Below are 26,828 nucleotides of genomic sequence, written 5' to 3'. Positions count from 1 at the left end.
CTAGAAAGGCAATGATATGAAACGAAAAATCTTATTGGTTGACGGCTACAATATGATTGCCTTTTGGCAGGAGACCCGCCAGCTCTTTCAAAAGAGTGAGCTCGATGCAGCCCGCAATATCCTTCTGCAAAAACTGAGCCACTATGCTAGCTTTGAAGGGATCGAAGTCATCTGTGTCTTTGATGCCCAGTATATGCCAGGAGTGCGGCAGACCTATGAGGAGTTCAATGTTCAGGTGGTCTTTACCGGTGAGGATGAGACGGCAGATGACTATATCGAGCGCTTGGCGGCAGAGCTTAACACGCCCCTCCACCAAGTATCAGTAGCGACCAGTGACTTAAATGAGCAATGGACCGTCTTTGCTCAAGGAGCTCTTCGGGTATCTGCCAGAGAGTTAGAAAAACGGGTCGCAGTCGTCAAAGGAAACCTCAATCAAGCGCAGCGAGTGGTTAACGATCAAAAACCACCCATGCGACCGCTCGATCACGAAGTATTGCGACAATTACAAGAAATGATGGGAGACAAGTAATGACATTTGCTATTTTAACCGATTCGACCGCAGATTTAGACCAAAACTGGGCCAAGGAACATCAGGTGACCATTCTTGGCTTGACCATTGAGTTAGATGGGACGGTTTACCAGACAGTAGGCGAAGCTCAATTGACCAGCCCTGAGCTTTTAGAAGCCATGAAAAATGGGGCCAAACCGACAACCAGTCAGGTCAATGTGGGCCAATTTCAGGAAACCTTTAAACAATTTGCCAAAGAAGGAAAAGATCTGCTTTATGTGGCCTTTTCATCGGTCTTATCTGGGACCTATCAGAGTGCAGTCATGGCACGAGACCTGGTTTTAGAAGACTACCCGGAAGCCGTGATCGAGATTGTCGATCCGAAGGCTGCTGGGATTGGAGAGGGTTATCTGGTCATGCGAGCAGTAGCTGCGCGTGATGCGGGTCGTTCATTAGCAGAAGCCAAAGAAGAGATCATGGATCTAGCGCCAAAACTGCGGACTTATTTCCTCGTCGATGATCTCTATCACCTTATGCGGGGAGGCCGTCTCTCAAAAAGTGCTGCGATCATGGGAAGTTTGGCCAGCATCAAACCCATTCTCTGGATTGATGCGGAAGGGGAATTGGTCCCAATTAGCAAGGTTCGCGGACGCAAAAAAGCTGTCCGAGAATTACTGGAGCTGATCAAAGCCGATATCGGTGAAAGCACAGCCTTGGTATCTTATACCAACGATCTAGAAGGAGCCGAAGCACTGAAGCAAGAAATGCTTGCGCTTGAAGGCATCGATGAAGTCCTCGTGATGCCTCTTGGACCGGTTATTTCAGCCCACGTCGGCCCGAATTCCTTGATCGGATTTGTCATTGGAAAAGAAAATCGTAAATAATTTTCCAAATCGGTTGACTTTTATCTTAGAATTTTGATACAATAGTAGGCGGTATTGTTTACCCCATTTGTAAGGCCCCGGAACCTTTCAAATAACTCGCGGACCGGAACATCCGCCCTGTAAACAAAAACGACATTCATATAGGAGAAATCATGAACAAAACTACATTCATGGCTAAACCAGGCCAAGTAGAACGCAAATGGTACGTTGTTGACGCAACTGATGTACCTCTTGGACGCCTTTCAGCAGTTGTTGCTAGCGTGCTTCGCGGAAAAAACAAACCAACATTCACACCTCACACTGATACAGGTGACTTCGTAATCGTTATCAATGCTGAAAAAGTTAAATTGACTGGTAAAAAAGCAACTGATAAGATCTACTACACTCACTCAAACCACCCAGGTGGATTGAAATCAATCTCTGCTGGTGAACTTCGTTCTAAAAATGCAGTACGTTTGATCGAGAAATCAGTTAAAGGTATGCTTCCACACAATACTCTTGGCCGCGCTCAAGGTATGAAATTGAAAGTATTCGTTGGAGCTGAGCACACTCACGCTGCACAACAACCAGAAGTTCTTGATATTTCAGGACTTATCTAAGGAAAGGAACAATAAAGTATGTCACAAGCACAATATGCAGGTACTGGACGTCGTAAAAACGCTGTTGCACGCGTTCGCCTTGTTCCAGGAACTGGTAAAATCACTGTTAACAAAAAAGATGTTGAAGAGTACATCCCACACGCTGACCTTCGTCTTGTAATCAACCAACCATTCGCAGTTACTTCAACTGCAGGTTCATACGACGTTTTCGTTAACGTTGTAGGTGGTGGATACGCTGGTCAAGCAGGAGCAATCCGTCACGGTATCGCTCGTGCCCTTCTTCAAGTAGACCCAGACTTCCGCGATTCATTGAAACGCGCAGGACTTCTTACACGTGACTCACGTAAAGTTGAGCGTAAGAAACCAGGTCTTAAGAAAGCTCGTAAAGCATCACAATTCTCAAAACGTTAATCAATACGATTATATCAACGTTTCAAAGCACTCAAGAGTTTACCTCATGGGTGCTTTTTTTATGTTTTTTGAAAAAGTTCACCTCAAAGTTCACCTTATTTTTACCTTATTGTTTTAAAGACTTTAAGGCAAATTCGCCAACTGCCATAGGGACTACATTAGAAGTATTGACATAAATCTGTGTTGTACCTTTGTCACTGTGAGTTAGGGCTTCGGAAATGGCTTCTAAACTCATACCTGCCTGTTTAGCGAGTGTTGCTCCCGTATGCCGTAATTTGTGTGGCGTAGCGTGTGTAAGTTCTGGGTGTCGCTTTCTGATAGTTTTCATCTTATTATTGAGGTAGTCAGAATGTAAAGGTTTATTGATATTACCTTTGGTATCTATATAAGTGAAGATGAATTGTTCTGTATTACTGATGATGCCAAACTTTGCTAGTTCATATTTTTGTTGTTCTTTCCAAGAGGTAAGAAGCTGAAGTAAGTCACTAGAAATAGAGAAGATAGTTTTTTTATTTCCTTTGGTAGATTTTACTTGTCCGTATCTATCTAAAGCCTGAATTAACTGAATTTGAGATTTTGAAAAATCGACATGTTTCCACTGGAGAGCATATGTTTCTGATTTTCTATCTCCGAGGAAAAAAGTGAGATAAAAAAGGACGTAATCTTTGAGTGATATTTTATCATTTTCTAAATCTTCTTTAAAAGCTGAGAACCATTCTTGGAGTTGCTCATGAGTTAAGTATAAATCTTCATCACGTTTTGATTCTGCAAGTTGAATTTTTCTGACAGCCTTAATTCGTCTTAAAGTTTTTGCAACTCTATTTGCTTCAATATATTCAAGTTCTTCCGCCCAATCAAAAATAGAAATAACGTAACTTCGTAAAGTTTTGAAGTTTGCATATTCGTTAGCTTTTGAGGTCATCAAATTTAGAATAACCTGTTTATTTTGGTTTAAAAATTGAATCGTATAGTTGCCAAGAAGTGGTAGTATATGCTTTTCAAAACATGTTTTGGTATTAGCGATTGTTGACCTGCTTGGTGGTTTCAAAGTAGATGTAGTTTGACCTGCTTTATAGGATTCCCACCAAATATTCTTATAGAAGTCTGAGAAAAGGATATCTTCTTTTCCTAGTCCTGAAAACATATTATCTTCAATTTGGTTTAACTTCGTAAGTAAGTCTATCTCTGCTTGTCTTGCCTCCTTTTTTGTTTTGAATCTTTTATCATAATAGTTATTATTAACGATTCCAAGAGGCATTCGTGCTTCTATTGGAATATAGACTTTTAAGCGGTAAGTTCCGTTTTTTGTCTTACTGATAGTCATGATATTCTCCTTTATATCGAACCAGAAAATATCATGACCATTATAAAATAAAAATCTTGATTTTTCTAGTTGTTGCCGTTTAGCCAGCTGTCAATAGCGTCCTTGTGGAATCTAATGGTTTTTCCGATTTTGATGGATGGAAGCCCCTTTTGAATCCATGAATCAAGAGTATTGTTGGAAATTCCCAAATAGTCGCAAGTCTGTTTTTTGTTCAAATAGGGGCTTTCAATACCACTCTTGTCTAATTGCTCACTGATTTCTTTCCTTATAAGATTAGAGAGTAAAAGTTGAATTTGATGAATTTGTTCATCTGGTAAGATTACTTGCATAGCTTTTCCTCCATTATAATTCTATTGAAGTAGAGCTTGATATGATGTTTCTAGTTTCATTAGGAGTATTCGTCAAGGAATTTTCTGATGAAGTGATTTTGCTTTTGTCTGTGCTATACCTTCGTGAATCTAAATACTTGGCAAAAAAGTATGTTTTGTCAACGATAAGCCTTAATAAGGTCGGATTTTCTTCTCTCGCATACCTAACCAAATGATTAAATTCTGTGAAATTATTCTTGTCTATCACATCAATAATGGTTGATAGAAATTCATCATTATTATTGCTGATGAGGAATTTATCTAATTCAAATCCGCATCCAGTTTCAATATCTTCGATATTGTACTGACTTTTCTCAGGATTTTCTGCATGGACAAAGTAGTCGTACATCCCTTTGGGGGACATTACAGGTTCAACATGTGCAGGGCCATTCAGTTTGTCTTTGATAAGTTCCGAAACTTGAGAATAGCTCTTGAGAGAGCTGAAATAGAATGCTCCATGCTTATGTGCTTTCTTAAACTCTCCAGTTTTTTTGTTTACGTCCTTATCATGCCACGGTGACAGAACAAATGGAACATGAATTTCTTCGAGAATTTCTAAATAGTTTTCGGGCGCACTTTCCTGATAGAATAGAAAAGCCCATTTATTTGAACGTTGTTCTTTTGCCATAGGTAAAATTCCTCGCTTTCAATTTTTTATTATTTCTATCTATTAGGAGATTGGGAGGGCATAAATCGGAGTTTTTGAGAAAATTTAATTTTTTTCTGATTATTGATTATTGGATTAAGTGGGGGTCGTAGTCACCCCACTTAATCCTAAATTTTGCAATTAAAAAACGGCGCTGTTTGGCTTCCACTACGTGGGCCACAGCGCCATTAAGCTATTGTCTTTTAGTTCCTACAAAGTATGCCCATTTTTTATCTGGATTTGAGGGGGAGAAGAAATAATCAGGATTGTATCTAGCAACTTCTTCGATAATCATTGTATTCATATCGTCTAGAATCTTCTTTGCTTGCTGAGTCTTTGGAATACGAATCATCAGAATGATTGTATCTTTTCTAACATCTATAATAGATTTATCAACTGCTTTGTTAAAACGTTTATGAATAGGGTTGTAGTGTGTTAATTTTGCTTGTTCAGTTGTAGTTACGGCTTCTGAGAGTTCGCTTTGATGTAGAAAAGTACGGATCGACAAGGTTTGTTTAATTGATTGCCACAGGTTATATAGGTTATCTTCTTTTTGCCGGTCCTTGATTTCACGACTGATGAGGAAAAAGAGAATTACAGAGCTCATAAGCGAAGTAAATAAGCTAATTGCGAAAATTACGCTAGTAAAACGATAAAAGAAGACTAAATAATCAATCTCCTGTAATGAATTCATGCTAAACCCGAAGCAGACTGTGCAGAATGCACCTAAAATTGCTGTAAGAAACAGCAGAGAACCGAGATTAAAAACTTTCTGAAAATGTGTTGTTTGCATAAGTTATAAAATACCTTTCATTGTGTAGTATGTTGGACACAGCAAGGGTAAGACCTGATAAGGATGCTCGTTATCAATGATTTGAATAAGCCCTGTTCCTTTTCCGATCGGAATAACAATACCTTCTGGATCGAGGTCTGGAAATAAGAACTGTACTGTTTTCTGGTTGATGTTACCAACCTGAATCAATACATTAAATTGTTCACGGACTGATACAGGAATTGTACTATGATCAAAACGCTGACTTACAAGAAGCAAGTGAACTTTGGTTGATCGCCCTAATAAAGCAATTTGAGATAACAGAGAGAAGAAGGAATCTTTGATATTTTTGTTGATTCCTTCTGATAAAGCAAGCACCTCATCAATAACAATAGTTAGATGTTGAAATTCATGATGTGGATCATCAAATAAAATCCTTTGTCGTTTATGAATTATTGTCAAACACTGACTTAAACTTTCGTTAATTTCTGATACGAAGTCGGATTTGGAACGATTCTCTTGAGGGTGGATGACACTAATTTGATTCTGCTTTGCCCACCGTGATGGGGTATCATATTTAGGATCAACGATAATCAGGTCGGAAATGTTTTTCAGTATACTTAACAGATAAGTTAATGCATAGCTTTTACCACTACCTGAGTTCCCAGCAATAGCCATAGAAGTTACTTTATCATAGTTAATCATTAGATTTGCCATAATAGGGATATCATTACCTTTTAGCGATAATGTGAATTTTTCTAGGTCTGGAATGATTAGCCGCTCAGAAACACCTTTCTGCCAAGGAAAAACAGTCCACGTTGAATATGAATATCGTCTGTTTTCAGTGCAATAAAGTAGGCAGAATTTTGTTTTAATAGCGTGTATTGTGGGTAGAGAGACGCATTAGCGATTAAGAAAATCTTTCGGTACAGTTCGTCATCAATGACAAATCCTGATGGAAGACGAGGAATGAAGATAAATCCGTTTTCTTTGACAGAAATGTCAAAAGAGTTGGTATAAGAAGTTTCCCCTTGTAATACAGAGCCCAAAGCCATGTTCAGACTCTGTAATAGGTATTGTTCCAACTCTTTTGTGTGATAGCTGGAACCATTATTTCACCTCTTTAAATCCATTAGCTCTAAAGTAAACGTTATAGTTGACCTCACATGCTTGCAAGTTGTCAAAGGTGATAAGGGAAAGATATTCAGGGAGTTCAGGTTCTTCAAGGAATTTTACTTGAAATGGTGGTAATCCCTTTTGCCCAAACCAAGCCTTATATGCGACAATTTCACCCGTCGGTTTTCCATCTTCATACTTTTGTTGTGCTTCAAGCTCATCACAAAGCAAGTAGATTGGATCTTGAAGGCTAACGTATTGTTCTGCTGTTTGATTTGAGTATCCGCCATTGCGGAATTTTGCTTTCATTTTCATTTTGAGATACCTCGTATATTCTATTTTGTGATAAAAAGTATTGGTGACATGCTCGGTTTGAGGTCATGAGCTGGACTTGTTGATTTTTTCCTTTCTATCTTATAGGAGATTCAGGAGGTGAATTTCGGAGTTTTTTAGAAAGTTTTAATTTTATTCTATTATGTTCAAAGATTTCGAAAGTAGAAAACTAAATAATTTAAAACAAATGACCTAATAAGAGTTAAAACGTTGATACAACAGAAATAGAATCATAAAATACATTATTTTTAATCAGAATTGGTATCTAAACAGAAAATCATATATGTCTATTTTCGATAAAATTAAAAAATATTCTGGAACTAGTTTCACATACAATAAATTGAATTCTAACAAAAGCAATAATATAATGAGGTTGGATAGGATGGAGGCCTATCCAGAAAGGATTTTAACAAAAATATAACGATTTTAAAGAAGAAAACAGCTTATTAGTATACTCTTAATAAATAGAAAGAAAGTAGGTCTTAAAAATGACTAAAAAATTTTTACCTTTAACGTTAACTATTTTGACTGTAGGATTAATTTCGTATGCTTTATTAAACCCTGTTATTGCTAATTCGTTAGGAGCTCAACAAAAAGAAAATCAAACAATTGAAATTTATAAGAACCTTCTAAAAAATAAGTCTGAAAAAGAAATTAATGAATATTTCTCAAACCAACCTGATGACAAATTAATTATTGCGGATAAATCAGGTGGTTTTACGACGAGCTCAACAGATGATTACAGTAGTCCAGTTGAAACTATTGATAAAGATGGCAATAGAGAAGTAAAATCATTTCAAGATAAAACTGTTTCAGCGACAATTGGTGAAATTAAAGAAGCACTAAAGAATAACTAGAAAGTAAATACAATAAGCTAGTTTATAAGAGTTCCATTTATAAGTGGAACTCTTTTCTTATTAGTTTTTGATCCATACAAAAATTACATTTATATAATTGTTGAATTTTATTTAAATAAAGTATATCCCTAAAATATATAATATTTTAGATTACAAATATAATTCTATTTTTTGAATATAAAAACTGGTAATCAGTCTGATTACCAGTTTTATAGACTATCTGTAGTCTTTTAAGAGTTTTTGTAACTCTTTTTGAAATTTTTTGAAGTGAGCTGTTACAGTTTTGTCGCTACATTCTACAATTTTAGATAGTGTAGACGATGAGGTTGGCTTATCTCTTAGTTTTTCAACCATAATAATTTGGTCATTCGTAGGAAGGGCAGATATATAATTATGCACAGCTTCTAATAGTTCGTTATAGATATAAGCTTGTTCACCATCTAACGAGTCACTAGCGATAAAATCATATTTATCTGTTTCACGTCCTTCGTTAGAAATGTTCGCATCTAAACTTCCAAGATTATGGTATCTATCTCTTCGTTTAGCGTTCTCATATGACTTATCGTCATTTTTCAATATCTTATCCCACTTTTTGATATCTATACAATCCTGTAGAGTGAGACGGTCTTCGAATGTTCTTATTGGCATAATAGCCTCTTTCTAAGTCCATTTCTAGGACGGAAAGAAACTTTTATGAGCTACACTGAATACCGATGTGTGCAAAAAGGCACACCAAAAAAACGGATAAACAGATATATGCAGAACTCGACCGTCATCGTCGGAGTTTTCATATTTGTTTCTATCCGTCCATTTGGTGCGCACCAGTTAGGACTAATATTATTCTTTTGAAGAAAACGCTTGTGAAATTTGATATAATAGTATCGAATATACATTTGCTTTATCTTCACCCTTTATTATGAAGTAGATTGCGTTATTTGCAATTGTAGATAAAGTTTATAAAGTAGATACAGTTACTAAATTAGTTACGAGGAGTAAAAAATGTCTGAAACTGTCCCACGGATCACAGGAGGAATTCTGTTTGGACTAATGCTTGAAGCTAGAAAAACCAAAAGTAGGGTTCGGCGTGGATGCTTGGAAGAACGAACTGATAAATTATCCGAAACTGATATTATGAAGTCTTTTGTTGATATTTTTACAGGAGAAAATCAGCAAATGCCTTACGGAAACACGTTTAAAAAGAATGTTTCTGATTATAAAAAATGTATTATTTCTAAAACAGAGTATTTACCTTTTGATGATTCGAGGTTCATTAATTTATTTAAAGATTCTGTTGAACAGAATAAAAAAGACACACTGGAAAGTATGTCTGAATTTATAAATGAGAAGTTTTCGGAACGAAAATTGAAGTGGCTTGTTTCGGCAGTTGTTGAAACTATTTGTACTGATGAAACGGTTAAGGATTCGGAAGATTTTAAAATTTCCCCTAATGAGTCGTCATGTAAGCAAGATTTATTAAGAGTTGAAGTAATTGAAATTGAGTCATTCTTATTAGATGTAATGAGATATATTTTTGTCAGTAAATTAGATAATACTCTCGGTAAACCAACATTTGAAGCTTGGTATTCTCAAGGCGGAGAGCGAACCCCTTGGAAATTCAATAATGCAGAACTTGGACAACATATAAACGATTTAGAAATAACTCGATATAATCCAAATGTGGAAGATGTTGAGGAACAAGAGTATATCAAAGAATCAGACGTTGAGGTTGAGGAAGAGTTTAATTCTAAAGTTGAAAGTGATGACTCAATAACAAAACAAGTGTTGAATAATCCTAAAGTTATCAACCAGTATGCTAATAATATCTATAACATAGAACATGTAGAAAATCTAAATTAAGGAGAATACATTGACAAACTCACTAAAAAGACAGGGTAATTTGCCGTCAGAATTTCCCCAACAACTACTACAACAAAATGCAGATAGAATCTATAACATTGAGCAAGCAAACAATGTGAATCATATCGTTAATGTTACACCTGTACGCGAGATACTCTCTTCTGATGAGTACTATAACCTATTTATAATTTACGGTGAAAAGTTTGAAGCGAATTCTTTTAGTCTAAATAACGATAGGATTTTTGAACACACGAATACAGCAATTAAACAAAGATTCAATAAATTTACACTAGAAGATATTACTGAAATAAGAAGTTTACCAGCTTTATTTTTACCAGAGTATAGCGATGTGAACCAAGATATAAAAATTGGTTTTTTCGGAAAGTTAGAAGATATAGATAAAAAGGTTAAAGATACACAATTTGTTTTTCAGAAAGAATGTGAAATTGATTTAAATCAGGTCGAACTTCATCAATCAGAATTAAAAATAGAAAATTGGGAATTAAGTAGGACTCACTGGGCAATTAAGAGAGCTAATTTGAAGAACATTTTGGAAGGCTTTGGTAAAGGCAACGAAACAGAGTAAAGAAGTAAAGATCCAACGTGAAGTTGAAAAGTGGTTAACGTCTTACGACCTGGAGTTTGTGGCACAAAATGAAAGTGTTAATCCAGAGATTGACAAAGCCTTATCAAAATCTCCGCCCGTAAGAAATCAAAAGTTAGCACGAATTTACAAGATATCGATAATGCGGTAGGACGTTATGAAGATGTCGTCAATCTTATCAATTTGGTAAAGACGAAATGAAATTAGATGGATTATTTATTGAGGAAATAGTGATGAAATATTTTAAATTAATCGATGGTGGAACTTATCATATTGATGAATTTGAAGAGAAAACAAATAAAAACATACCATATTATCAAAATAGCAAAAGGTATGCATTGTGTCCAACTTGTGGTTCTTCGATTCAACTTATTGGGGGGGGGAAAATAATAATACTCAAAGTAGAACTGGAAAATATTATGCAGCACATACAAGAAATCCTATAGAAGGACTGTTCTACGATATAGAAAGAAGAAATAAATGTCCAAATTATGAGGGAAATCAAAATAATTGGCAGGGTATTTATCAAAGGGGAGAAGGGCTTCCTGAAAATGAAGAATTATCTATATTTATAAATGAGAATCAGTCGGATATTGCTAAAAAAGTTGGTGACTTAATAGGGTTTAATGGACTAAAAAGTGATGGGACACCTACTGCTATTTTTGATAAGATGCTAGAATCTTTTATTAGGAATGGAGGGTTATGTATTTTACCAGAACAATTTGTGCCAGACTATATCCCTAGAATGATTATTGAAAGAGCTGAACCAGTTAGTTGTTGGGGAGCAACTCCTTATGAGGAGATACGTAATCGTATTCAACAAAATCCAAACCTTCAAGAGTCAATCGAAGGAGTACAATTTAAACCAAATATTAGAACAGAACTTGTTTGTGTCCTAAATAATGTTGAAAATCCAACTCAAATCATAATTAGATTACTATTTGGTCAGGATGAATTAGATTTAAAAACAGTCAATGCAAGAGTTCAATAGAAATAAGAGGTATTGGGATGATAGTAAAAAAGAGGAGCTTCATTATGAAGCCCCTCTTGCTTTTTTATTGTTGAAATTAGTATGCTTATTTTAAATAAAGATAGTGATTCGGTTGATTTTTTTGTAATGTACTGAAATTTAAAATTTCGAGAATCGCATAAAAACAAGGTTCCTAACGTTTATTGACGAGTAGTGAATCCCTACTTCACTTCTGAAAAACCAAATAAGGTAAACTTTTGATATTCTGGTTCGATTTTTGTTTATTTTTAATGAAAGTTCACCTTATTTTGATGAAATTGATTGAAATTAGCTGAAATTTTCTTTTTTGAACACTCATAAAAGCGTTGATTTTAAAGCACTTTGAATTTAGATGAAATAAGTGGTGCCCCAACCAGGTCTTAAGAAAGCTCGTAAAGCATCACAATTTAGTAAACGTTAATTCGAAAGAATTACAATATTTACAAAGAACACCTTTCGAGGTGTTCTTTTTATGTTTTCATACTAAATTGTGGCAGTTGACGTAGTTGTTGTGGCTTTAGCTACTTACAAATACGGCTGCAATTCGACGAAGTCAATTGCCTCTATACGTTAATTCGTTGCTGGAAAGCAGAATACAAGCGAAAACATTTTACATCTTGCAAGGTGTTTTTATCTATGAGAACTGGCGGTGCGTAATTAGGATAGCTCTAGCGACTTTAGTCGCGTAGAGATATGCTATGCACAGTTGCCCCAAGAAAACAAGCGAAGCGATATTTGAATGGATGGCAACCACTGCACGCAAAATGTTAATTCGAAAGAATTACTATACTTACAAAGAGCACCCTCCGGGGTGTTCTTTTTGTATAACTGAATTTGAAGCAAATAAAACCCACCCTATCTTCCACGGTCAAACATGACTGTAGAAAAATAGAGTGGGTCTAGGATGTTAAAGACTATTTGTCGTCTTTATGAAAGATATTTTTAACGCCCTTGATAGCTCCTTCAACAGCTTCTTTTGCATCCTCAGCAACTTCTTTTGCTTTTGAAGCAACTTTTTCAGCAGTGCCTTCAGCTTCTGTTTTTGTATCGCCGGTTAATTTACCAAAGCCTTCTTTAACAGAGCCTTTTACTTGGTTCAATTTTTCTTCTAATGACATAGCGTCACCTCCATGAAGTTAGTCGTTTATTTCTCTGAATGCAATACTGTTGATTTAAAAAAATAAAAAATATTTGTTTCAGATTAGAATGAGTATATTCTTTTTAAAATGGAAAGTCAAATTTTTGCTACGGTATTCTGAAAGCAGGATCGATTTTTGATCTGAAGGCAAATCGTGAGCGACTAATAAGTCACGATATTTCGTTTTTACAGCAAAGATTTGAAATGAAAGAAGCAAAAAACTTTTTCTGTCTCCAATGAAATAAATGGTATAATAATCGTGAATGGAAACATCGTAACGCTATTTTTTGAAAAAGAGAAGATAAACATGAAAAGAATCCTCACAACCTACCCTGTTATCAGTACTTTAGCTCTAATCTGTTTGTTGCTCGGTCTATTGACTTCCTTTTATGGGGATGCTATGTATGACCTATTGGCTTTTCATTCGAAGCCGGTCTATGGTTGGCAATATGTCAGTGGGACCCTGATGCACGGTAGTAAAGGCGCACCTATCTGGTTTTTATGGGTCCATTTGTTGTTAAATGGACTCATGATCCTTCCCTTCGGAGGACTGCTAGAAAGAAAAAGAGGCTCCAGACAAGTTTTGATCGTTTTTGTGACGGCGATAGTCCTCTCTTCCATTGTTTTTCACCTCTTAACCCAGGGGCAGGACATTCAGGCAACAGGAATCTCTGCTGTAGGATACGCCTTTGTGACCGGAGGAGTCATGCTCCTGCCAAACGTGTGGAAAGAATTTTCACGCACCGAAAAATGGTTTTATCTATTCTTAATTTTCCTATCTGGCCTCATGCTCTTACCAGCAATCACCGGATGGATCTCAACACTATTGCATCTTTCAGGGATTGTTAGTTATCTGTTGGTCTTTATCGGAAGTAAAGGCTTGAAGAGGAGAAGCAAAGGTTCCTGATATAGTAAACGCGGATAGGGTCATTCCTAACAGACACTCAAGAGAAGAATCTTGGGTGTTTTTTGTTAGGAAAAATTTCTCTGTATCCTTTTAGTCGAACCTATCATTGAATCATGGATAGTTGTATGCTATAATAATCTAAAATTGAGTGATCACTCAATTTTGTAATGGAGGTATGTATTGTATGACTGTGAAAGCTATTCAATTTCATCGGTTTGGTAATATAGATGTCTTAGAATTAGCAGAAGTAGAACCAGAACCACTAAAGGAAAATCAAGTAAGGGTCAAGGTAGCTGCCGTAGGATTAAATCCGGTAGATTATAAGATTTTTAAGGGTGTTAAACAGCTTCGAATGCTATCCCTTTTAATGAAACTAAGGCATCCTAGTAGATGGTTTGAGAAAGCTTCTTCTTTATTCCCCAGAGGCGTTGCACGTGATTTTGCTGGGACAATCATTGAAGTAGGTAAGAGTGTGACTCAGTTTTCGGTAGGAGATAGAGTCTTTGGGACGATTATAAGTGCACCTGGTCTTGGTTCAAAAAGAGGAGCATTAGCAACTGAGATTTGTGTGAAGGAGACGGAGATCGCTTCTATGCCATCTAATATTGATTTTCTGCATGGCTCGGTCTTGGGGGTTAGTTCCTTGACGGTAGGAGGAGCTTTTCGAAAAATTAATATTGGAACTAAGGATACAATTGTCATTTCAGGTGCATCTGGAGGAATTGGATCGATTGCAGTACAATATGCTGTTTCAAAAGGTGCCAGAGTTATTGGAATAGCTAGTGCTGGTAATGCGGACTACCTCAGATCGATCGGTGCCATCCCGATTTCCTATCATGAATCGATCAAAGAAAAAATTCAAGAACTTTCAGGAGTAACTGTTACCAAGATGTTGGATTGTTACGGGGGAGACTATGTAAAATTAGGCTTCCAATTGGGTTTGCGAGGTGATCAAATTGCTACCCTGGTTCCATCTCCTTCTGCTATCTTGAAAGGAGCTCGATTTACAGGCCCACGGCATTCACAATATGATGACTTCCTATCGCTTGCAGAGCTTGTTTCCAAAGGGGAAATTTCAGTTCGTTTGGATAAAATCTATCCATTTTCATTACCCGAAATAAAAGAAGCATACAAGGATCTTGAAAAAGGGCATACCAGAGGAAAACGTGTGATTGTGATTCAAGAGGAGTGAGGAGGAAAGGAAAATGGTTGATCTAAATCAAGCTTGTGTTCGTCATATTCAACTCATGAGATTGAGTGATAAACAAAAACGTGTTCTAATTGCCAGTTTAACCTTGTTTTCTGAAATCGGTTTTGAAAAAACTACATCGCTTGACATTGCACGCCGAGCGGAAGTATCAGAAGGGACCGTTTTTAGCTATTTTAAAACAAAAGAAGGCATACTCAATACGCTTCTTCTCTTGTTTTTTGATCAAGTCATACCTGAAACAATTGAATTGTTTACTGATCAAAAAGTTCTGTGTAACGATGAAAGTGTTACAGTTTTTTTTCGGAGTATGATCGAGGATCGACTAAATTTTCTGATCAACAATGGAGATATTATTAAAATTCTCTTTTCAAGGTGTTTAATTGATTCATCTTGGTTTGAAAAAACAGAGAGCATTGTTCAGAACAATATTGTAACGCCACTCAATCCTATTTTAGATAACTATAAGGGGAAAGGGGAGCTGGTTAATTGGCCTAACGAACGAATCATTCGTAATATTAACTCCTTAATGCTATCATATGCTGTGCCATCCATACTAAATAGTAAAGCAATTGATGTAGGAAAAGTTTCAGATGAGATGATTGAAATTCTAGCGAATAGGATAGTCTTGTGATTCCTATTTTATACTAACGATGTTACCGTGAGAGAATTCATCTTTGATTTTAGTTCAATAAGGAGCTCAAAAAATGAAATGAACTCCTCTTCCTTGACTCTTCTATCACCGCGCCGTATAATATTCTATATCAATGAAGAAATCACCTTTTGTCATTGTACAAAGGGTGATTTTATAACGGTAAAAAGGAGACACAATGGGGTATATCTCTACTATTAAAACGGCTGTTCAGCTCTTTCCTTTCCTGGCATTTTTGCTGACCTTGCCCTACATGATTTTGAATTATCGAAAATATGGTTCGGTCAATAAATTGCGGGTGCTGATTTTCTATTCTTTTATGCTTTACTTGATGACGGTCTATTTCTTGGTGATCTTGCCTCTGCCGGATCCAAGTAAGATTCATACTAGCTACTCGGAAATGGTCAATCTCCATCCCTTTGCTTTTGTGGTGGATTTTTTCAAGGAGAGCCCCTTTGATTTAGCGCAGACTGGTACTTGGATTCAAGCCCTTAAGCATCCGACTTTTTATGTGCCCGCCTTTAATGTCCTGATGTTGATTCCTTTTGGGATGTATCTACGCTATTATTTCAAGTGTGGTTTTAAGAAAACGATCCTTCTGACAGCCCTCTTTAGTCTCTTTTTGGAACTGACCCAGTTATCAGGTCTCTACTTTCTGTATCCGGGTCCTTACCGCCTGGCAGATGTTGATGATATTATTCAAAATACCACCGGTGGTGGAGTGGGCTATTTGCTCGGTTGGTTCCTGGTATGGTTATTGCCAACAAGAGACGAAATTGACGAGCATTCTTTCCGAGTAGGGACGAAAGTATCTGGTTTCCGGATGGGTCTTGCCTTCTTGATCGACTTTGTGATGCTATCCTTGCTTTACGCGGTAATCGAGCGTTTAGAGACGATTCCTTATGTAGCGGTTTTGGCTGTCTATTTTGGTTTGATTCCCTTGTGGCGAGGCAAAACCTTGGGAATGGCTTTGTTGAAATTCCGTTTGCATTTTGACAAGCAAAAATGGCTTCACACCATCTGGCGGGGGATTCTAGTAGTGGGCTATTTCTATCTGATTCCTCAGGGTTTGTTCTATTTGATTTCGCTCTTGAATAGCGATTTGACGGACAATTCCCTCTTAACCCTGTCTATGATTTTATTGCTCTTCTTTATGCTTTTATTGTACCTGATTCTCACTCTTGCCATCGTCTTGCTCAATCGTCGCTTTCCCTTTGACCGTCTATCTGGGGCTGAGTATGAGAGTACGGTGCGCGTGAAGAAAGAGCTCTTAAAAGATGAAACTGAATCGTCAAAATAGAGAGAGTGGGACAGAAATCGGTAATTCGTTAGAATTCGATTTCGTCGTCTCACCTCCGCACGGTTGAGTAAGGCTGTAAAAGCTGATGAAATCAGCGTAGTAGAGCCCACGCAACCACTGCGTCTTGCTCTACAATCCAAAAACAATTAAGAGGCTAGGACTTTTGTACCAGCCTCTTTATTTTTTTATATACGTTTAATATATCCGAACGTTCCCAGTGGAGAAGCGCGATTTTAAGGGGATTGTGCTACAATGGAAGCAAATAGATAGAATGGAGCAGTGAAATGAAAGCAATTATTACAGTCGTTGGAAAAGACCAAAAAGGAATCGTAGCGGGTGTTGCAACGAAAGTGGCAGAATTAGGACTCAATATCGATGATATCTCTCAAACCGTATTGGATGAATACTTTACCATGATGGCGGTTGTATCGTCAGATGAGAAAAAAGATTTCACACAGCTCCGTTCAGAGTTGGAAGAATTCGGTCAGTCTCTTCATGTAAAAATCAATATCCAAAGCGCAGCGATTTTTGATGCTATGCACAATTTGTAAGATAGGGGTTGAGAATTTATGGACATTAAACAGGTAACAGAAACCATTGCCATGATTGAGGAGCAGAACTTCGATGTTCGGACTATCACCATGGGGATTTCGCTTCTAGATTGTATTGATCCGGATATCGAAAAGGCAGCTGAAAAAGTCTACAATAAGATTGTGACAAAGGCCAAAGATTTGGTGGCTGTGGGGGATGAGATTGCGGCAGAACTCGGTATTCCCATTGTGAATAAACGGGTTTCGGTCACTCCGATTTCTATTATCGGGGCAGCAACCAATGCGACAGACTATGTGCCCTTTGCCAAGGCACTGGATCGTGCAGCTAAGGAAGTTGGGGTCAACTTTATCGGTGGCTTCTCAGCCCTTGTTCAAAAAGGCTACCAAAAGGGGGATGAAATCCTCATTAATTCTATTCCTCGCGCCCTTGCGGAGACAGATTTTGTCTGCTCTTCAGTCAATATCGGATCGACCAAGACGGGGATCAATATGACCGCTGTCCGAGACATGGGCCGAATCATAAAAGAGGCTTCCCAAGCAGATCCAATGGGGCCTGGTAAGCTCGTAGTCTTTGCCAATGCAGTAGAAGATAATCCTTTTATGGCGGGTGCCTTCCATGGTGTCGGTGAAGCGGATGTTGTCATTAACGTTGGGGTTTCAGGTCCTGGTGTCGTCCAACGGGCCATTGAAAAAGTCCCCGGTGCAAGCTTTGATGTATTGGCGGAAACAGTTAAGAAGACAGCCTTCAAGATTACCCGTGTCGGTCAATTAGTCGGTCAAATGGCTAGTGAACGTCTCGGTGTTGAGTTTGGGATTGTGGACTTGTCTCTCGCACCAACGCCAGCTGTTGGGGATTCGGTTGCCCGTGTCCTTGAGGCTATGGGGCTTGAAGTAGTAGGAACCCATGGAACTACTGCAGCGCTCGCTCTGCTCAATGACCAAGTGAAAAAAGGTGGCATCATGGCTTGTAATCAAGTCGGTGGTTTGTCAGGTGCCTTCATTCCGGTCTCAGAAGATGAGGGGATGATTGCGGCGGTTCAATCCGGTCATATCAACTTGGAAAAATTGGAAGCCATGACAGCTATCTGCTCAGTCGGTCTAGATATGATTGCCATCCCAGCTGATACTCCAGATACAACCATTGCGGCCATGATCGCCGATGAAGCAGCTATCGGGGTCATCAACCAAAAGACAACAGCCGTTCGGATCATTCCTTATGGCAAGGAAGGCGATATGTTAGAGCTTGGTGGACTTCTTGGGTCTGCTCCGGTAATGAAGGTCAACAAGGCTTCGTCAGCTGATTTCATTGCCCGTGGTGGCCAAATTCCAGCTCCGGTTCATAGCTTTAAAAACTAAGAGAAATCTAGTATAATAGTAGAAAATAGAAAAGTCTGTGATGATGAAACTCCAGACTTTTTTCTTGCAAAAGGAGACAAGATGGCTAAAACAAGATTATTTGTGATTCGTCATGGGAGAACCATGTTTAATACCATTGGTCGTGCTCAAGGCTGGTCCGATACGCCCTTGACAGCAGAAGGAGAACGAGGGATTCAGGCTCTAGGAATTGGCTTACGTGAGTCTGCTTTAGAGTTTGCTCGAGCGTACTCCAGTGATTCAGGTCGTGCCATTCAGACCATGGGGATCATTCTCGATGAATTGGGCTTGAAAGACCAGATTCCTTACTGCTTTGACAAACGGATCCGCGAGTGGTGTTTTGGTAGCTTTGATGGGGCCTACGGTGGGGAGCTCTTTCACGGTGTCGTGCCGCGCGTGCTAGATGTAGAAGACTATAAGACTTTGACCTTGGAAGACTTGGCCAATGGAATTTGCCAAGTGGACACAGCAAATTGGGCTGAACCATGGGAAGTCTTGAAAAACCGAATCCTAGAAGGTTTTGAAGCTATTGCTAAAGAAGTAGAAGAAAATGGTGGAGGCAATGCCTTGGTGGTCAGCCATAGTTGGACCATTCAGACCTTAGTCTGCTTGGTCGAAGGAAAACCAAATCTCAATCTGCCTCTTTCAAATGGTAGTGTTACTCTTGTAGAATATGAAGACGGAAAATTGACGGTTAAGGGGTTTGGAGATAGCAGTTACCGTGAGGTCGGTGAAAGCTTGCAAGAATCCTAGTTCGTCCTGAAAGGCTGATCTTTTGGTCATGCCTTTTCTTTTTCACAAAACTTGTAAGAGCTTTCCTACTTTCTTTTTGCAAAAAATGATATAATGAAAGAGATACATACGGAGGTAATACAATGACAAAAACCAGATTATATATTGCTCGTCATGGAAAAACCATGTTTAATACCATTGGACGGGCACAGGGCTGGTCAGACACTCCGCTGACAGAAGCAGGAGAACGTGGAATTCGAGAATTAGGACTTGGTCTCAAGGAAGCTGGGCTTTCTTTTGAAGAGGCTGTTTCGAGTGATTCTGGACGCACCATTCAAACTATGGGAATTATTCTTCAAGAACTTGGTCTGACAGGAAAAATCCCTTATCGTTATGACAAACGGATCCGCGAGTGGTGTTTTGGTAGTTTTGACGGTGCTTATGATGGTGATCTCTTCATGGGGGTCTTACCTCGTGTCTTTAAGGTCGATGATTTCCATCAGTTGAGCCTAATGGAGTTAGCAGAAGGAATCGTCGAAGTGGATACCACGGGCTGGGCTGAATCCTGGGGTACCTTGAGTGGCCGGATCCTAGAAGGATTTGAAGCCATCGCAAAAGAGGTAGAAGCAGCTGGCGGTGGCAATGCTATTGTGGTCAGCCATGGTATGACGATTACGACCTTGATTTATCTCATCGATCCTAAGGCTGTCGAAGAATTGGTCTTGGACAACGGAAGCGTGACGGTTTTGGCCTATGAAGATGGTGCCTTTCATATTGAAAAGATTGGGGATATGTCCTATCGTAAGGTTGGAGCAAAACTTCTAGAGGGTGGCCATGACGAATAAGTATAGACGCGCACGAAAAAAACGTAAGAAGTGGTGGCCTTACCTATTGAGTTTCTTTCTTCTTGTGGTCCTTGGATCGGGAATTGGTGCTTACTTAGCGAAGCCGAGCTTGTTTTCAGGGCTTCAGTTTTGGAAGGCTAAAAAAACAGCTGTAACGACTCCCTCTTCTTCTAAGAAAAAGGAAGAAAAATCAGATTTACCAGCCGTTTCGACAAAAGACTGGCAGTTGATCTTGGTCAATCGTGACAATGTGAAGCCTGAGCTGAACCCACAATTGACAGATGTGGATGCTATCAAAGTGGATAGTCGGATTGTAGAACCAACTCGTCAATTCTTAGAAGCAGCTCGAAAAATTGCCCCAGAAGAAACCTTGATATCAGGCTATCGAAGTGTGGCCGAACAAACAGAGCTCTATAATGAACGTGTTGCGCAACTAGAGGCTAGTGGTCTTTCGCATGAAGAAGCTGAAAAGCAGGTGCAGACTCAGGTACAGGTCCCTGGTGCTAGTGAACACCAGACGGGACTTGCGATTGATATGAGTGTCGAAGCTGGCCAAAGTGATGAGTTGGGCATGCAGCTGGCTGCCATCGCACCGCAATATGGCTTTGTCCTTCGCTACCCAGATGGGAAGAGCAACATCACGGGAGTGAATTTTGAGAATTGGCATTTCCGTTATGTTGGCGTAGAAAATGCTCAGTATATGGCCAAGCATCAGCTAGTATTGGAAGAATATATTCAACTCTTGAAAAAAGCTGGCAAATAAGAGGAGATTCACTTCTCTAGGTCTTAAGAATGATTTTTAGCACTCTTGAAAAAAGAGTGCTAATTTTTTGGATTTTTCTCTTGACTTTCTTTTGGATGGGTGTATAATAGAATCATGGTTTAGCACTCAAGTGTTTAGAGTGCTAAAAAATGAAAGAGAGGTGAGGTCATGGTTACAGAACGTCAAAATGAGATTCTCAATCTTGTTGTCGATATCTTTACCAAGACCCACGAACCAGTCGGTTCAAAAGCGCTACAAGATGTCATTCAATCCAGTAGTGCGACCATTCGAAACGACATGGCTGCCCTCGAAAAACAAGGCTTACTAGAAAAGGCCCACACTTCGAGTGGCCGCATGCCTAGTCGAGCTGGTTTTCAATATTTTGTTCAGAACTCGCTTGATCTAGAGTTAATTGATGAGCAAGATGTCTACCAGGTGGTGAAAGCCTTTGATTTCGAAGCCTTTAAGTTAGACGATATCTTGGATGCTACGGCCAAGTTACTAGCCCAGATGACGGGTTACACCGCAGTGATTCAGGATGTTGAACCGACACGTCAGCGCTTGACTGGTTTTGAGATTGTTCCATTATCCAACCACGATGCCTTAGCAGTTCTGACCTTGGATGAATCAAAACCTGTCACCGTCCAGTTTGCCATTCCAAAGAATTTCTTAACCAGTGACTTGGAAATCTTCCATCAGCTGGTTCAAGAACGCTTCATTGGAAATACAGTTTTGGATATCCACTACCGCTTGCGGACGGAGATTCCACAGATTGTACAGCGCTATTTCAAGACGACAGACAATGTGCTGGATCTCTTTGATTACGTCTTCTCGCAACTGTTTCAAGAACTGGTTTTTGTAGAAGGAAAGGTTTCATCCTTAACCTACGCCGATCTTCAGACCTATCAGTTCTTGGACAATCCCCAACATGTAGCTCTCGAGTTGCGAGGGGGAATGCCAGAAGACCAAATGACCCAGATCCTGGTTGCAGAATCCCAAGAGAAGGCCTTGAAAAATGTGACGGTCATTAGTCACAAGTTCCTGGTTCCTTATCGTGGGATGGCCCTCATGCATGTGATCGGTCCTGTAGAGATGGATTACAGGCGTGTGATTAGCCTGGTCAATGTCATCGGACGGGTACTGGTTATGAAGTTGACGGATTACTACCGCTACCTCAATAGCAACCATTATGAAGTAAATTAAGACCAAATGAAAGGGGTGTATGCCTTGACAGAAGATATTAAAAAAGAAGACGTGAAAGAAGAAGTTGACCAAACAACTGAAGAAGTTGTAGAGGAAAGCAACCAACCTTCTGAGTTAGAAGAAGCACAAGCGCGTGCCGAAGAATTTGAAAATAAATACCTTCGTGCTCATGCAGAAATGCAAAACATTCAGCGCCGTGCCAATGAAGAACGTCAACAATTACAAAAGTACCGTAGCCAAGATTTGGCAAAAGCGATCTTACCATCACTTGACAACCTCGAACGTGCCCTTGCCGTAGAAGGATTGACAGATGATGTGAAGAAGGGCTTGGAAATGGTCCAAGAAAGTTTGGTACATGCTCTGAAAGAAGAAGGAATCGAAGAAATTCCAGCGGACGGAGCCTTTGACCATAACTACCACATGGCTATCCAAACCTTACCTGCAGATGACGAACATCCAGCAGACACTATCGCACAAGTCTTCCAAAAAGGCTACAAACTCCATGACCGCATCCTACGCCCAGCCATGGTAGTGGTTTATAACTAGTCTGCCTTGTCCGAAACGACACTAAACTATGAAAGAAAGATAAGACGCAAGCCGGAGGCTTGCAAGGAATATATTTCCCGCCGTGGTGAAAGTTTCAGTAGCTTGTGCTACTGAAACAGGGGATTTTTGAGACAGTAGGCTCAAAAATAAGTGATGAAATCCCGAAGGGAGTTGCTCACGTCCCCACCACTTAAGGGAAATATCAAAAAAGGAAGAAAAACTTAAGGAGAAAAACATATGTCTAAAATTATCGGTATTGACTTAGGTACAACAAACTCAGCAGTAGCAGTTCTTGAAGGAACTGAATCAAAAATTATCGCAAACCCAGAAGGGAACCGCACAACTCCATCTGTAGTTTCATTCAAAAACGGTGAAATCATCGTTGGTGATGCTGCAAAACGTCAAGCAGTCACAAACCCAGATACCATCATCTCTATCAAATCTAAGATGGGTACTTCTGAAAAAGTTTCTGCTAACGGAAAAGAATACACTCCACAAGAAATCTCAGCTATGATCCTTCAATACTTGAAAGGTTACGCTGAAGATTACCTTGGTGAAAAAGTAACGAAAGCAGTTATCACAGTTCCAGCTTACTTCAACGATGCGCAACGTCAAGCAACTAAAGACGCTGGTAAAATCGCTGGTCTTGAAGTAGAACGTATCGTCAACGAACCAACTGCAGCAGCTCTTGCTTATGGTTTGGATAAGACTGATAAAGAAGAAAAAATCTTGGTATTTGACCTTGGTGGTGGTACATTCGACGTATCTATCCTTGAATTGGGTGATGGTGTCTTTGATGTATTGGCAACTGCAGGGGATAACAAACTTGGTGGTGATGACTTTGACCAAAAAATCATCGACTACATGGTTGAAGAATTCAAGAAAGAAAATGGTATCGACTTGTCAATAGACAAGATGGCGCTTCAACGTTTGAAAGACGCAGCTGAAAAAGCGAAGAAAGACCTTTCTGGTGTCACTTCAACACAAATCAGCTTGCCATTCATCACTGCAGGCGCTGCTGGACCTCTTCACTTGGAAATGACCTTGACTCGTGCGAAATTCGATGATTTGACTCGTGACCTTGTAGAACGTACAAAAACTCCAGTTCGCCAAGCCCTTTCAGATGCAGGTTTGAGCTTGTCAGATATCGACGAAGTCATCCTTGTCGGTGGTTCAACTCGTATCCCTGCCGTTGTAGAAGCTGTTAAAGCTGAAACTGGTAAAGAACCAAACAAATCAGTGAACCCTGACGAAGTAGTGGCTATGGGTGCTGCGATCCAAGGTGGTGTGATCACTGGTGACGTGAAAGACGTTGTCCTTCTTGACGTAACTCCATTGTCACTTGGTATCGAAACAATGGGTGGAGTATTTACAAAACTCATCGATCGCAACACTACGATTCCAACATCTAAATCACAAGTCTTCTCAACTGCAGCAGATAACCAACCAGCCGTTGATATCCACGTTCTTCAAGGGGAACGCCCAATGGCAGCAGATAACAAGACTCTTGGACGCTTCCAATTGACAGATATCCCAGCTGCACCTCGTGGTATCCCACAAATCGAAGTTACATTTGACATCGATAAGAACGGTATCGTATCTGTTAAGGCGAAAGATCTTGGAACTCAAAAAGAACAAACCATTGTTATCCAATCAAACTCAGGTTTGACAGATGAAGAAATCGATCGCATGATGAAAGATGCAGAAGCTAACGCTGAAGCAGATAAGAAACGTAAAGAAGAAGTTGACCTTCGTAACGAAGTAGACCAAGCTATCTTTGCGACTGAAAAGACAATCAAAGAAACTGAAGGCAAAGGCTTCGATGCAGAACGTGACGCAGCTCAAGCAGGACTTGATGATCTTAAGAAAGCTCAAGAATCAGGTAACCTTGAAGAAATGAAAGCAAAACTTGAAGCCTTGAACGAAAAAGCACAAGCATTGGCTGTTAAACTCTACGAACAAGCTGCAGCAGCGCAACAAGCCCAAGCAGGAGCAGAAGGCGCACAAGCAGCAGGAAACGCAGGTGATGACGTCGTAGACGGAGAGTTTACGGAAAAATAAAATAGTCCAGTGGACTATTTTATCCCGAGCTTGAAAATCGGGGAGCGAGGCGTTAAGAATGAATACTCACTCTTGTAATTGTCATTCTACGGCAATCGCTATGGCGCCTTTCCTAAACGCCTAACTAATAAATGATAAAAAGAAATCCAGAGGTTGCAACCCAGCCTCTGTTTTTCGGTAAAATAGAGGATGTTGCCTATGAAAAAAGTACTTTGTATCATTTATCCTAATTTTTCTCTTTATGAGATAACTGCTTTAACGAGTACTTTAGCTCTGTCTTTTGATAGTACGATTGATTATGCCGCTTCAGATCATTCGATGGTGGTCTCTGAGGATGGTTTGCCCTGTCAACCAACGAAAACACTAGATCAAATCCGTATAGAAGAGTATTCTTGTGTGATTTTGCCCGGAATGGTTAACATTGGACCTGCTCTACAGGATGAGAAATTGATTTCGTTCTTGAGGGACCTTGGTGAGCAAGATATCCTCATTGCAGCCATTTCTTCAGCGCCTCTTTTATTAGCGAAAGCAGGTCTGTTGAAGGACACGAAATTTACAGGTGGAATTTGGCAAAACTTCTTTGATTATTTTGAATTTCTTCCACGTGAGAATTTCCAACCCAAACTGGTTGTGCAAGATAAACAAATCATTACGGCTATCGGTTTTGCCCATCAAGAGTTTGCAAGAAAAGTAATTCTAAGCTTAGGGTTGGCAGAGAATACGGACAACTATTTTAAAGAACGAAACGACTACTCAGAAGAGGATTTGATATTTACTCTATCGGACCAAGACTTTGATCAAGTGAAGCGAAGTATAGAAAACAGCCTCTAAAGATTTACATGAAAATTATAGAAAGGAACAAAGAGTGTTCGTAACTGAACACGGGTTCCAAAGTTTCTAATTCAATATAAAAGAAAGGAACTGAACCCGACCTAAATCGTGGTTTGATTCACAACATCAATAGAAAGGAACAAAGAGCGTTCGGGGAATTGAACTCGAGCGGAAAGCTTGGAAATTAGATAAACCGCCTAAGAAATCAGGATTTCTTGTCGGTTTCCTAAATTTCAGTCGCTTTCTGTTCGCTCTTAGTATCTTGTATGAACAATACTGAATTTTATGACCGTTTGGGCGTTTCAAAGAATGCATCTCAGGATGAGATCAAGAAAGCCTATCGGAAATTATCTAAAAAATATCACCCAGATATCAACAAGGAGCCTGGTGCTGAGGAAAAGTACAAGGAAGTTCAAGAAGCTTATGAGACTTTGAGTGACGAGCAAAAACGGGCTGCTTATGACCAATATGGTGCTGCGGGTGCCAATGGTGGCTTCGGTGGCGGAGCAGGTGGTTTTGGTGGCTTTGATGGTGCTGGTTTTGGTGGCTTTGAAGATATCTTCTCTAGCTTCTTTGGTGGTGGTGCAAGTCGTAATCCAAATGCACCTCGTCAAGGGGATGACCTCCAATACCGCGTCAATCTCAAGTTTGAAGAAGCGATTTTTGGTGCAGAAAAAGAAGTCAAGTACCATCGGGAAGCTAGCTGTCATACCTGTCATGGTTCTGGGGCTAAGCCAGGGACTAGTCCGGTGACCTGTGGACGCTGTCATGGTTCTGGGGTCATCAATGTGGATACGCAAACCCCTCTTGGGATGATGCGCCGTCAAGTGACCTGTGATGTCTGTCATGGTCGTGGTCAAGAAATCAAAGATCCATGTACGACTTGTCGTGGAACAGGTCATGAAAAACAAGCCCATAGCGTGAACGTCAAGATTCCTGCAGGAGTTGAAACGGGTCAACAAATCCGCTTAGCTGGTCAAGGAGAAGCTGGCTTTAACGGTGGACCATACGGGGACTTGTATGTTGTTGTTAATGTTGAGCCGAGCGATCGTTTCGAACGTGATGGTTCAACCATCTATTACAAGTTAGACTTGAACTTTGTTCAAGCAGCTCTTGGAGATACGGTCCATGTGCCAACTGTTCACGGAGATGTCGATTTGGTCATTCCTGAAGGAACCCAAACCGGTAAGAAATTCCGCCTCCGTGGAAAAGGGGCTCCAAGCTTACGTGGTGGTGCTATGGGGGATCAATATGTATCTGTCAATGTCGTCACCCCAACTGGTTTAAATGACAAGCAAAAAGAAGCCCTTCAAGCCTTTGCGGAAGCAAGTGATTTGAAGGTCAACCCAAAGAAAAAAGGGTTCTTTGACAAGGTCAAAGATGCTTTAGATGATTTATAAGAATGAACGAGTTTCCTTTTGAGTAAGGGG

The 26,828-nt window shown here is 39.5% G+C and carries 29 protein-coding genes and 1 pseudogene; 22 read left to right on the top strand and 8 right to left on the bottom strand.

The features are described 5' to 3' along the window. The first annotated feature begins 16 nt into the window (after nucleotides 1-16). The 4 genes from AC6IZR_RS09265 (at nucleotide 17) to rpsI (ending at nucleotide 2,402) form a co-directional block, all read left to right on the top strand. Nucleotides 17-529 carry an NYN domain-containing protein gene (locus AC6IZR_RS09265; protein ID WP_003004212.1) on the top strand — a complete coding sequence of 171 codons (513 nt, stop codon included), beginning with the start codon at nucleotides 17-19 and terminating at the stop codon, nucleotides 527-529. Continuing rightward, complete coding sequence (locus AC6IZR_RS09260; protein ID WP_049491665.1) at nucleotides 529-1,392, top strand: DegV family protein; 864 nt, start codon at nucleotides 529-531, stop codon at nucleotides 1,390-1,392. The genes AC6IZR_RS09265 and AC6IZR_RS09260 overlap by 1 nt, the downstream gene beginning before the upstream one ends. Before the next feature lie 152 nt (nucleotides 1,393-1,544). Further along, nucleotides 1,545-1,991, top strand: coding sequence for a 50S ribosomal protein L13 (gene rplM, locus AC6IZR_RS09255; RefSeq protein WP_002876943.1), 447 nt, complete (start codon nucleotides 1,545-1,547; stop codon nucleotides 1,989-1,991). An 18-nt stretch (nucleotides 1,992-2,009) separates the two neighbouring features. Beyond that, the gene (gene rpsI / locus AC6IZR_RS09250) at nucleotides 2,010-2,402 is read left to right on the top strand and encodes a 30S ribosomal protein S9 (RefSeq protein ID WP_002893764.1); all 393 of its coding nucleotides are present in this window, start codon (nucleotides 2,010-2,012) and stop codon (nucleotides 2,400-2,402) included. 106 nt (nucleotides 2,403-2,508) lie between these two features. On the opposite strand, the gene AC6IZR_RS09245 is transcribed toward rpsI, so the two are convergent. The 6 genes and pseudogenes from AC6IZR_RS09245 to AC6IZR_RS09220 form a co-directional block, all read right to left on the bottom strand. After that, a complete protein-coding gene (locus AC6IZR_RS09245) occupies nucleotides 2,509-3,726 on the bottom strand; it encodes a site-specific integrase (RefSeq protein WP_070465104.1) in 1,218 nt (405 codons plus the stop codon). Between the two features lie 65 nt (nucleotides 3,727-3,791). Next, on the bottom strand, nucleotides 3,792-4,055 hold the full coding sequence (locus tag AC6IZR_RS09240) for a helix-turn-helix domain-containing protein (protein WP_070465101.1): 264 nt from the start codon (nucleotides 4,053-4,055) through the stop codon (nucleotides 3,792-3,794). A gap of 13 nt (nucleotides 4,056-4,068) precedes the next feature. Then, nucleotides 4,069-4,722 carry a replication protein gene (locus tag AC6IZR_RS09235; protein WP_070465098.1) on the bottom strand — a complete coding sequence of 218 codons (654 nt, stop codon included), beginning with the start codon at nucleotides 4,720-4,722 and terminating at the stop codon, nucleotides 4,069-4,071. A 211-nt stretch (nucleotides 4,723-4,933) separates the two neighbouring features. Further along, nucleotides 4,934-5,533: a hypothetical protein gene (locus AC6IZR_RS09230; RefSeq protein WP_070465093.1), complete on the bottom strand. Its 600-nt coding sequence runs from the start codon at nucleotides 5,531-5,533 to the stop codon at nucleotides 4,934-4,936. Between the two features lie 3 nt (nucleotides 5,534-5,536). Next, nucleotides 5,537-6,567: pseudogene (locus AC6IZR_RS09225) on the bottom strand (ATP-binding protein). Nucleotides 6,568-6,622: 55 nt separating this feature from the next. Continuing rightward, on the bottom strand, nucleotides 6,623-6,937 hold the full coding sequence (locus AC6IZR_RS09220; protein WP_070465241.1) for a hypothetical protein: 315 nt from the start codon (nucleotides 6,935-6,937) through the stop codon (nucleotides 6,623-6,625). 512 nt (nucleotides 6,938-7,449) lie between these two features. Between AC6IZR_RS09220 and AC6IZR_RS09215 the strand changes: the two genes are divergently transcribed. Beyond that, nucleotides 7,450-7,818: a hypothetical protein gene (locus AC6IZR_RS09215; protein ID WP_070465090.1), complete on the top strand. Its 369-nt coding sequence runs from the start codon at nucleotides 7,450-7,452 to the stop codon at nucleotides 7,816-7,818. Nucleotides 7,819-8,034: 216 nt separating this feature from the next. On the opposite strand, the gene AC6IZR_RS09210 is transcribed toward AC6IZR_RS09215, so the two are convergent. After that, the gene (locus AC6IZR_RS09210) at nucleotides 8,035-8,466 is read right to left on the bottom strand and encodes a hypothetical protein (protein WP_497848475.1); all 432 of its coding nucleotides are present in this window, start codon (nucleotides 8,464-8,466) and stop codon (nucleotides 8,035-8,037) included. A gap of 351 nt (nucleotides 8,467-8,817) precedes the next feature. On the opposite strand from AC6IZR_RS09210, the gene AC6IZR_RS09205 reads away from it, so the two are divergent. The 3 genes from AC6IZR_RS09205 (at nucleotide 8,818) to AC6IZR_RS09195 (ending at nucleotide 11,270) form a co-directional block, all read left to right on the top strand. After that, on the top strand, nucleotides 8,818-9,675 hold the full coding sequence (locus AC6IZR_RS09205; RefSeq protein ID WP_070465085.1) for a hypothetical protein: 858 nt from the start codon (nucleotides 8,818-8,820) through the stop codon (nucleotides 9,673-9,675). Between the two features lie 10 nt (nucleotides 9,676-9,685). After that, the gene (locus AC6IZR_RS09200) at nucleotides 9,686-10,261 is read left to right on the top strand and encodes a hypothetical protein (RefSeq protein ID WP_070465082.1); all 576 of its coding nucleotides are present in this window, start codon (nucleotides 9,686-9,688) and stop codon (nucleotides 10,259-10,261) included. 358 nt (nucleotides 10,262-10,619) lie between these two features. Beyond that, the gene (locus tag AC6IZR_RS09195) at nucleotides 10,620-11,270 is read left to right on the top strand and encodes a hypothetical protein (RefSeq protein WP_497848474.1); all 651 of its coding nucleotides are present in this window, start codon (nucleotides 10,620-10,622) and stop codon (nucleotides 11,268-11,270) included. 932 nt (nucleotides 11,271-12,202) lie between these two features. Here the strand turns inward: AC6IZR_RS09195 and AC6IZR_RS09190 are convergent. Continuing rightward, nucleotides 12,203-12,406 (bottom strand): CsbD family protein, encoded by a 204-nt coding sequence (locus AC6IZR_RS09190; protein WP_003014014.1) that lies wholly within the window; start codon nucleotides 12,404-12,406, stop codon nucleotides 12,203-12,205. A 327-nt stretch (nucleotides 12,407-12,733) separates the two neighbouring features. Between AC6IZR_RS09190 and AC6IZR_RS09185 the strand changes: the two genes are divergently transcribed. The 14 genes from AC6IZR_RS09185 (at nucleotide 12,734) to dnaJ (ending at nucleotide 26,798) form a co-directional block, all read left to right on the top strand. Then, a complete protein-coding gene (locus tag AC6IZR_RS09185; RefSeq protein WP_497848473.1) occupies nucleotides 12,734-13,333 on the top strand; it encodes a rhomboid family intramembrane serine protease in 600 nt (199 codons plus the stop codon). A 184-nt stretch (nucleotides 13,334-13,517) separates the two neighbouring features. Next, nucleotides 13,518-14,525 carry an NADP-dependent oxidoreductase gene (locus tag AC6IZR_RS09180; protein WP_497848472.1) on the top strand — a complete coding sequence of 336 codons (1,008 nt, stop codon included), beginning with the start codon at nucleotides 13,518-13,520 and terminating at the stop codon, nucleotides 14,523-14,525. 13 nt (nucleotides 14,526-14,538) lie between these two features. Then, complete coding sequence (locus AC6IZR_RS09175; protein WP_497848471.1) at nucleotides 14,539-15,174, top strand: TetR/AcrR family transcriptional regulator; 636 nt, start codon at nucleotides 14,539-14,541, stop codon at nucleotides 15,172-15,174. Nucleotides 15,175-15,370: 196 nt separating this feature from the next. After that, nucleotides 15,371-16,492, top strand: coding sequence for a VanZ family protein (locus tag AC6IZR_RS09170; RefSeq protein WP_497848470.1), 1,122 nt, complete (start codon nucleotides 15,371-15,373; stop codon nucleotides 16,490-16,492). 284 nt (nucleotides 16,493-16,776) lie between these two features. After that, nucleotides 16,777-17,043 carry an ACT domain-containing protein gene (locus AC6IZR_RS09165; RefSeq protein WP_003004214.1) on the top strand — a complete coding sequence of 89 codons (267 nt, stop codon included), beginning with the start codon at nucleotides 16,777-16,779 and terminating at the stop codon, nucleotides 17,041-17,043. Nucleotides 17,044-17,061: 18 nt separating this feature from the next. After that, on the top strand, nucleotides 17,062-18,399 hold the full coding sequence (locus AC6IZR_RS09160) for a PFL family protein (RefSeq protein ID WP_070665148.1): 1,338 nt from the start codon (nucleotides 17,062-17,064) through the stop codon (nucleotides 18,397-18,399). A gap of 81 nt (nucleotides 18,400-18,480) precedes the next feature. Beyond that, the gene (locus AC6IZR_RS09155) at nucleotides 18,481-19,170 is read left to right on the top strand and encodes a histidine phosphatase family protein (RefSeq protein ID WP_497848469.1); all 690 of its coding nucleotides are present in this window, start codon (nucleotides 18,481-18,483) and stop codon (nucleotides 19,168-19,170) included. A gap of 122 nt (nucleotides 19,171-19,292) precedes the next feature. Then, entirely contained in the window at nucleotides 19,293-19,994 is a 702-nt protein-coding gene (locus AC6IZR_RS09150) for a histidine phosphatase family protein (protein ID WP_497848468.1), read from the top strand. Then, on the top strand, nucleotides 19,984-20,757 hold the full coding sequence (locus tag AC6IZR_RS09145; protein WP_070587512.1) for a M15 family metallopeptidase: 774 nt from the start codon (nucleotides 19,984-19,986) through the stop codon (nucleotides 20,755-20,757). Before AC6IZR_RS09150 ends, AC6IZR_RS09145 begins: the two co-directional genes overlap by 11 nt. 168 nt (nucleotides 20,758-20,925) lie before the next feature. Beyond that, on the top strand, nucleotides 20,926-21,960 hold the full coding sequence (hrcA, locus tag AC6IZR_RS09140) for a heat-inducible transcriptional repressor HrcA (protein WP_003004578.1): 1,035 nt from the start codon (nucleotides 20,926-20,928) through the stop codon (nucleotides 21,958-21,960). A 24-nt stretch (nucleotides 21,961-21,984) separates the two neighbouring features. Beyond that, complete coding sequence (gene grpE / locus AC6IZR_RS09135; protein ID WP_045768727.1) at nucleotides 21,985-22,506, top strand: nucleotide exchange factor GrpE; 522 nt, start codon at nucleotides 21,985-21,987, stop codon at nucleotides 22,504-22,506. 237 nt (nucleotides 22,507-22,743) lie between these two features. Next, a complete protein-coding gene (gene dnaK / locus AC6IZR_RS09130) occupies nucleotides 22,744-24,567 on the top strand; it encodes a molecular chaperone DnaK (protein WP_497848467.1) in 1,824 nt (607 codons plus the stop codon). 198 nt (nucleotides 24,568-24,765) lie between these two features. Then, nucleotides 24,766-25,398 carry a DJ-1/PfpI family protein gene (locus AC6IZR_RS09125; protein ID WP_497848466.1) on the top strand — a complete coding sequence of 211 codons (633 nt, stop codon included), beginning with the start codon at nucleotides 24,766-24,768 and terminating at the stop codon, nucleotides 25,396-25,398. A 266-nt stretch (nucleotides 25,399-25,664) separates the two neighbouring features. Next, the gene (dnaJ, locus tag AC6IZR_RS09120) at nucleotides 25,665-26,798 is read left to right on the top strand and encodes a molecular chaperone DnaJ (RefSeq protein ID WP_003004734.1); all 1,134 of its coding nucleotides are present in this window, start codon (nucleotides 25,665-25,667) and stop codon (nucleotides 26,796-26,798) included. Nucleotides 26,799-26,828 lie beyond the last annotated feature (30 nt).

It is taken from the genome of Streptococcus mobilis (assembly GCF_059727625.1).
Note: the sequence above shows the minus strand (reverse complement) of the source record. Positions and strands in the feature narration are given on the sequence as shown.

Coding starts and splice junctions, on each gene's coding strand:
- AC6IZR_RS09265 (WP_003004212.1), top strand. CDS start 17: ATGAAACGAAAAATCTTATTGGTTGACGGCTACAATATGATTGCCTTT.
- AC6IZR_RS09260 (WP_049491665.1), top strand. CDS start 529: ATGACATTTGCTATTTTAACCGATTCGACCGCAGATTTAGACCAAAAC.
- rplM (WP_002876943.1), top strand. CDS start 1,545: ATGAACAAAACTACATTCATGGCTAAACCAGGCCAAGTAGAACGCAAA.
- rpsI (WP_002893764.1), top strand. CDS start 2,010: ATGTCACAAGCACAATATGCAGGTACTGGACGTCGTAAAAACGCTGTT.
- AC6IZR_RS09245 (WP_070465104.1), bottom strand. CDS start 3,726: ATGACTATCAGTAAGACAAAAAACGGAACTTACCGCTTAAAAGTCTAT.
- AC6IZR_RS09240 (WP_070465101.1), bottom strand. CDS start 4,055: ATGCAAGTAATCTTACCAGATGAACAAATTCATCAAATTCAACTTTTA.
- AC6IZR_RS09235 (WP_070465098.1), bottom strand. CDS start 4,722: ATGGCAAAAGAACAACGTTCAAATAAATGGGCTTTTCTATTCTATCAG.
- AC6IZR_RS09230 (WP_070465093.1), bottom strand. CDS start 5,533: ATGCAAACAACACATTTTCAGAAAGTTTTTAATCTCGGTTCTCTGCTG.
- AC6IZR_RS09220 (WP_070465241.1), bottom strand. CDS start 6,937: ATGAAAGCAAAATTCCGCAATGGCGGATACTCAAATCAAACAGCAGAA.
- AC6IZR_RS09215 (WP_070465090.1), top strand. CDS start 7,450: ATGACTAAAAAATTTTTACCTTTAACGTTAACTATTTTGACTGTAGGA.
- AC6IZR_RS09210 (WP_497848475.1), bottom strand. CDS start 8,466: ATGCCAATAAGAACATTCGAAGACCGTCTCACTCTACAGGATTGTATA.
- AC6IZR_RS09205 (WP_070465085.1), top strand. CDS start 8,818: ATGTCTGAAACTGTCCCACGGATCACAGGAGGAATTCTGTTTGGACTA.
- AC6IZR_RS09190 (WP_003014014.1), bottom strand. CDS start 12,406: ATGTCATTAGAAGAAAAATTGAACCAAGTAAAAGGCTCTGTTAAAGAA.
- AC6IZR_RS09185 (WP_497848473.1), top strand. CDS start 12,734: ATGAAAAGAATCCTCACAACCTACCCTGTTATCAGTACTTTAGCTCTA.
- AC6IZR_RS09180 (WP_497848472.1), top strand. CDS start 13,518: ATGACTGTGAAAGCTATTCAATTTCATCGGTTTGGTAATATAGATGTC.
- AC6IZR_RS09175 (WP_497848471.1), top strand. CDS start 14,539: ATGGTTGATCTAAATCAAGCTTGTGTTCGTCATATTCAACTCATGAGA.
- AC6IZR_RS09170 (WP_497848470.1), top strand. CDS start 15,371: ATGGGGTATATCTCTACTATTAAAACGGCTGTTCAGCTCTTTCCTTTC.
- AC6IZR_RS09165 (WP_003004214.1), top strand. CDS start 16,777: ATGAAAGCAATTATTACAGTCGTTGGAAAAGACCAAAAAGGAATCGTA.
- AC6IZR_RS09160 (WP_070665148.1), top strand. CDS start 17,062: ATGGACATTAAACAGGTAACAGAAACCATTGCCATGATTGAGGAGCAG.
- AC6IZR_RS09155 (WP_497848469.1), top strand. CDS start 18,481: ATGGCTAAAACAAGATTATTTGTGATTCGTCATGGGAGAACCATGTTT.
- AC6IZR_RS09150 (WP_497848468.1), top strand. CDS start 19,293: ATGACAAAAACCAGATTATATATTGCTCGTCATGGAAAAACCATGTTT.
- AC6IZR_RS09145 (WP_070587512.1), top strand. CDS start 19,984: ATGACGAATAAGTATAGACGCGCACGAAAAAAACGTAAGAAGTGGTGG.
- hrcA (WP_003004578.1), top strand. CDS start 20,926: ATGGTTACAGAACGTCAAAATGAGATTCTCAATCTTGTTGTCGATATC.
- dnaK (WP_497848467.1), top strand. CDS start 22,744: ATGTCTAAAATTATCGGTATTGACTTAGGTACAACAAACTCAGCAGTA.
- AC6IZR_RS09125 (WP_497848466.1), top strand. CDS start 24,766: ATGAAAAAAGTACTTTGTATCATTTATCCTAATTTTTCTCTTTATGAG.
- dnaJ (WP_003004734.1), top strand. CDS start 25,665: ATGAACAATACTGAATTTTATGACCGTTTGGGCGTTTCAAAGAATGCA.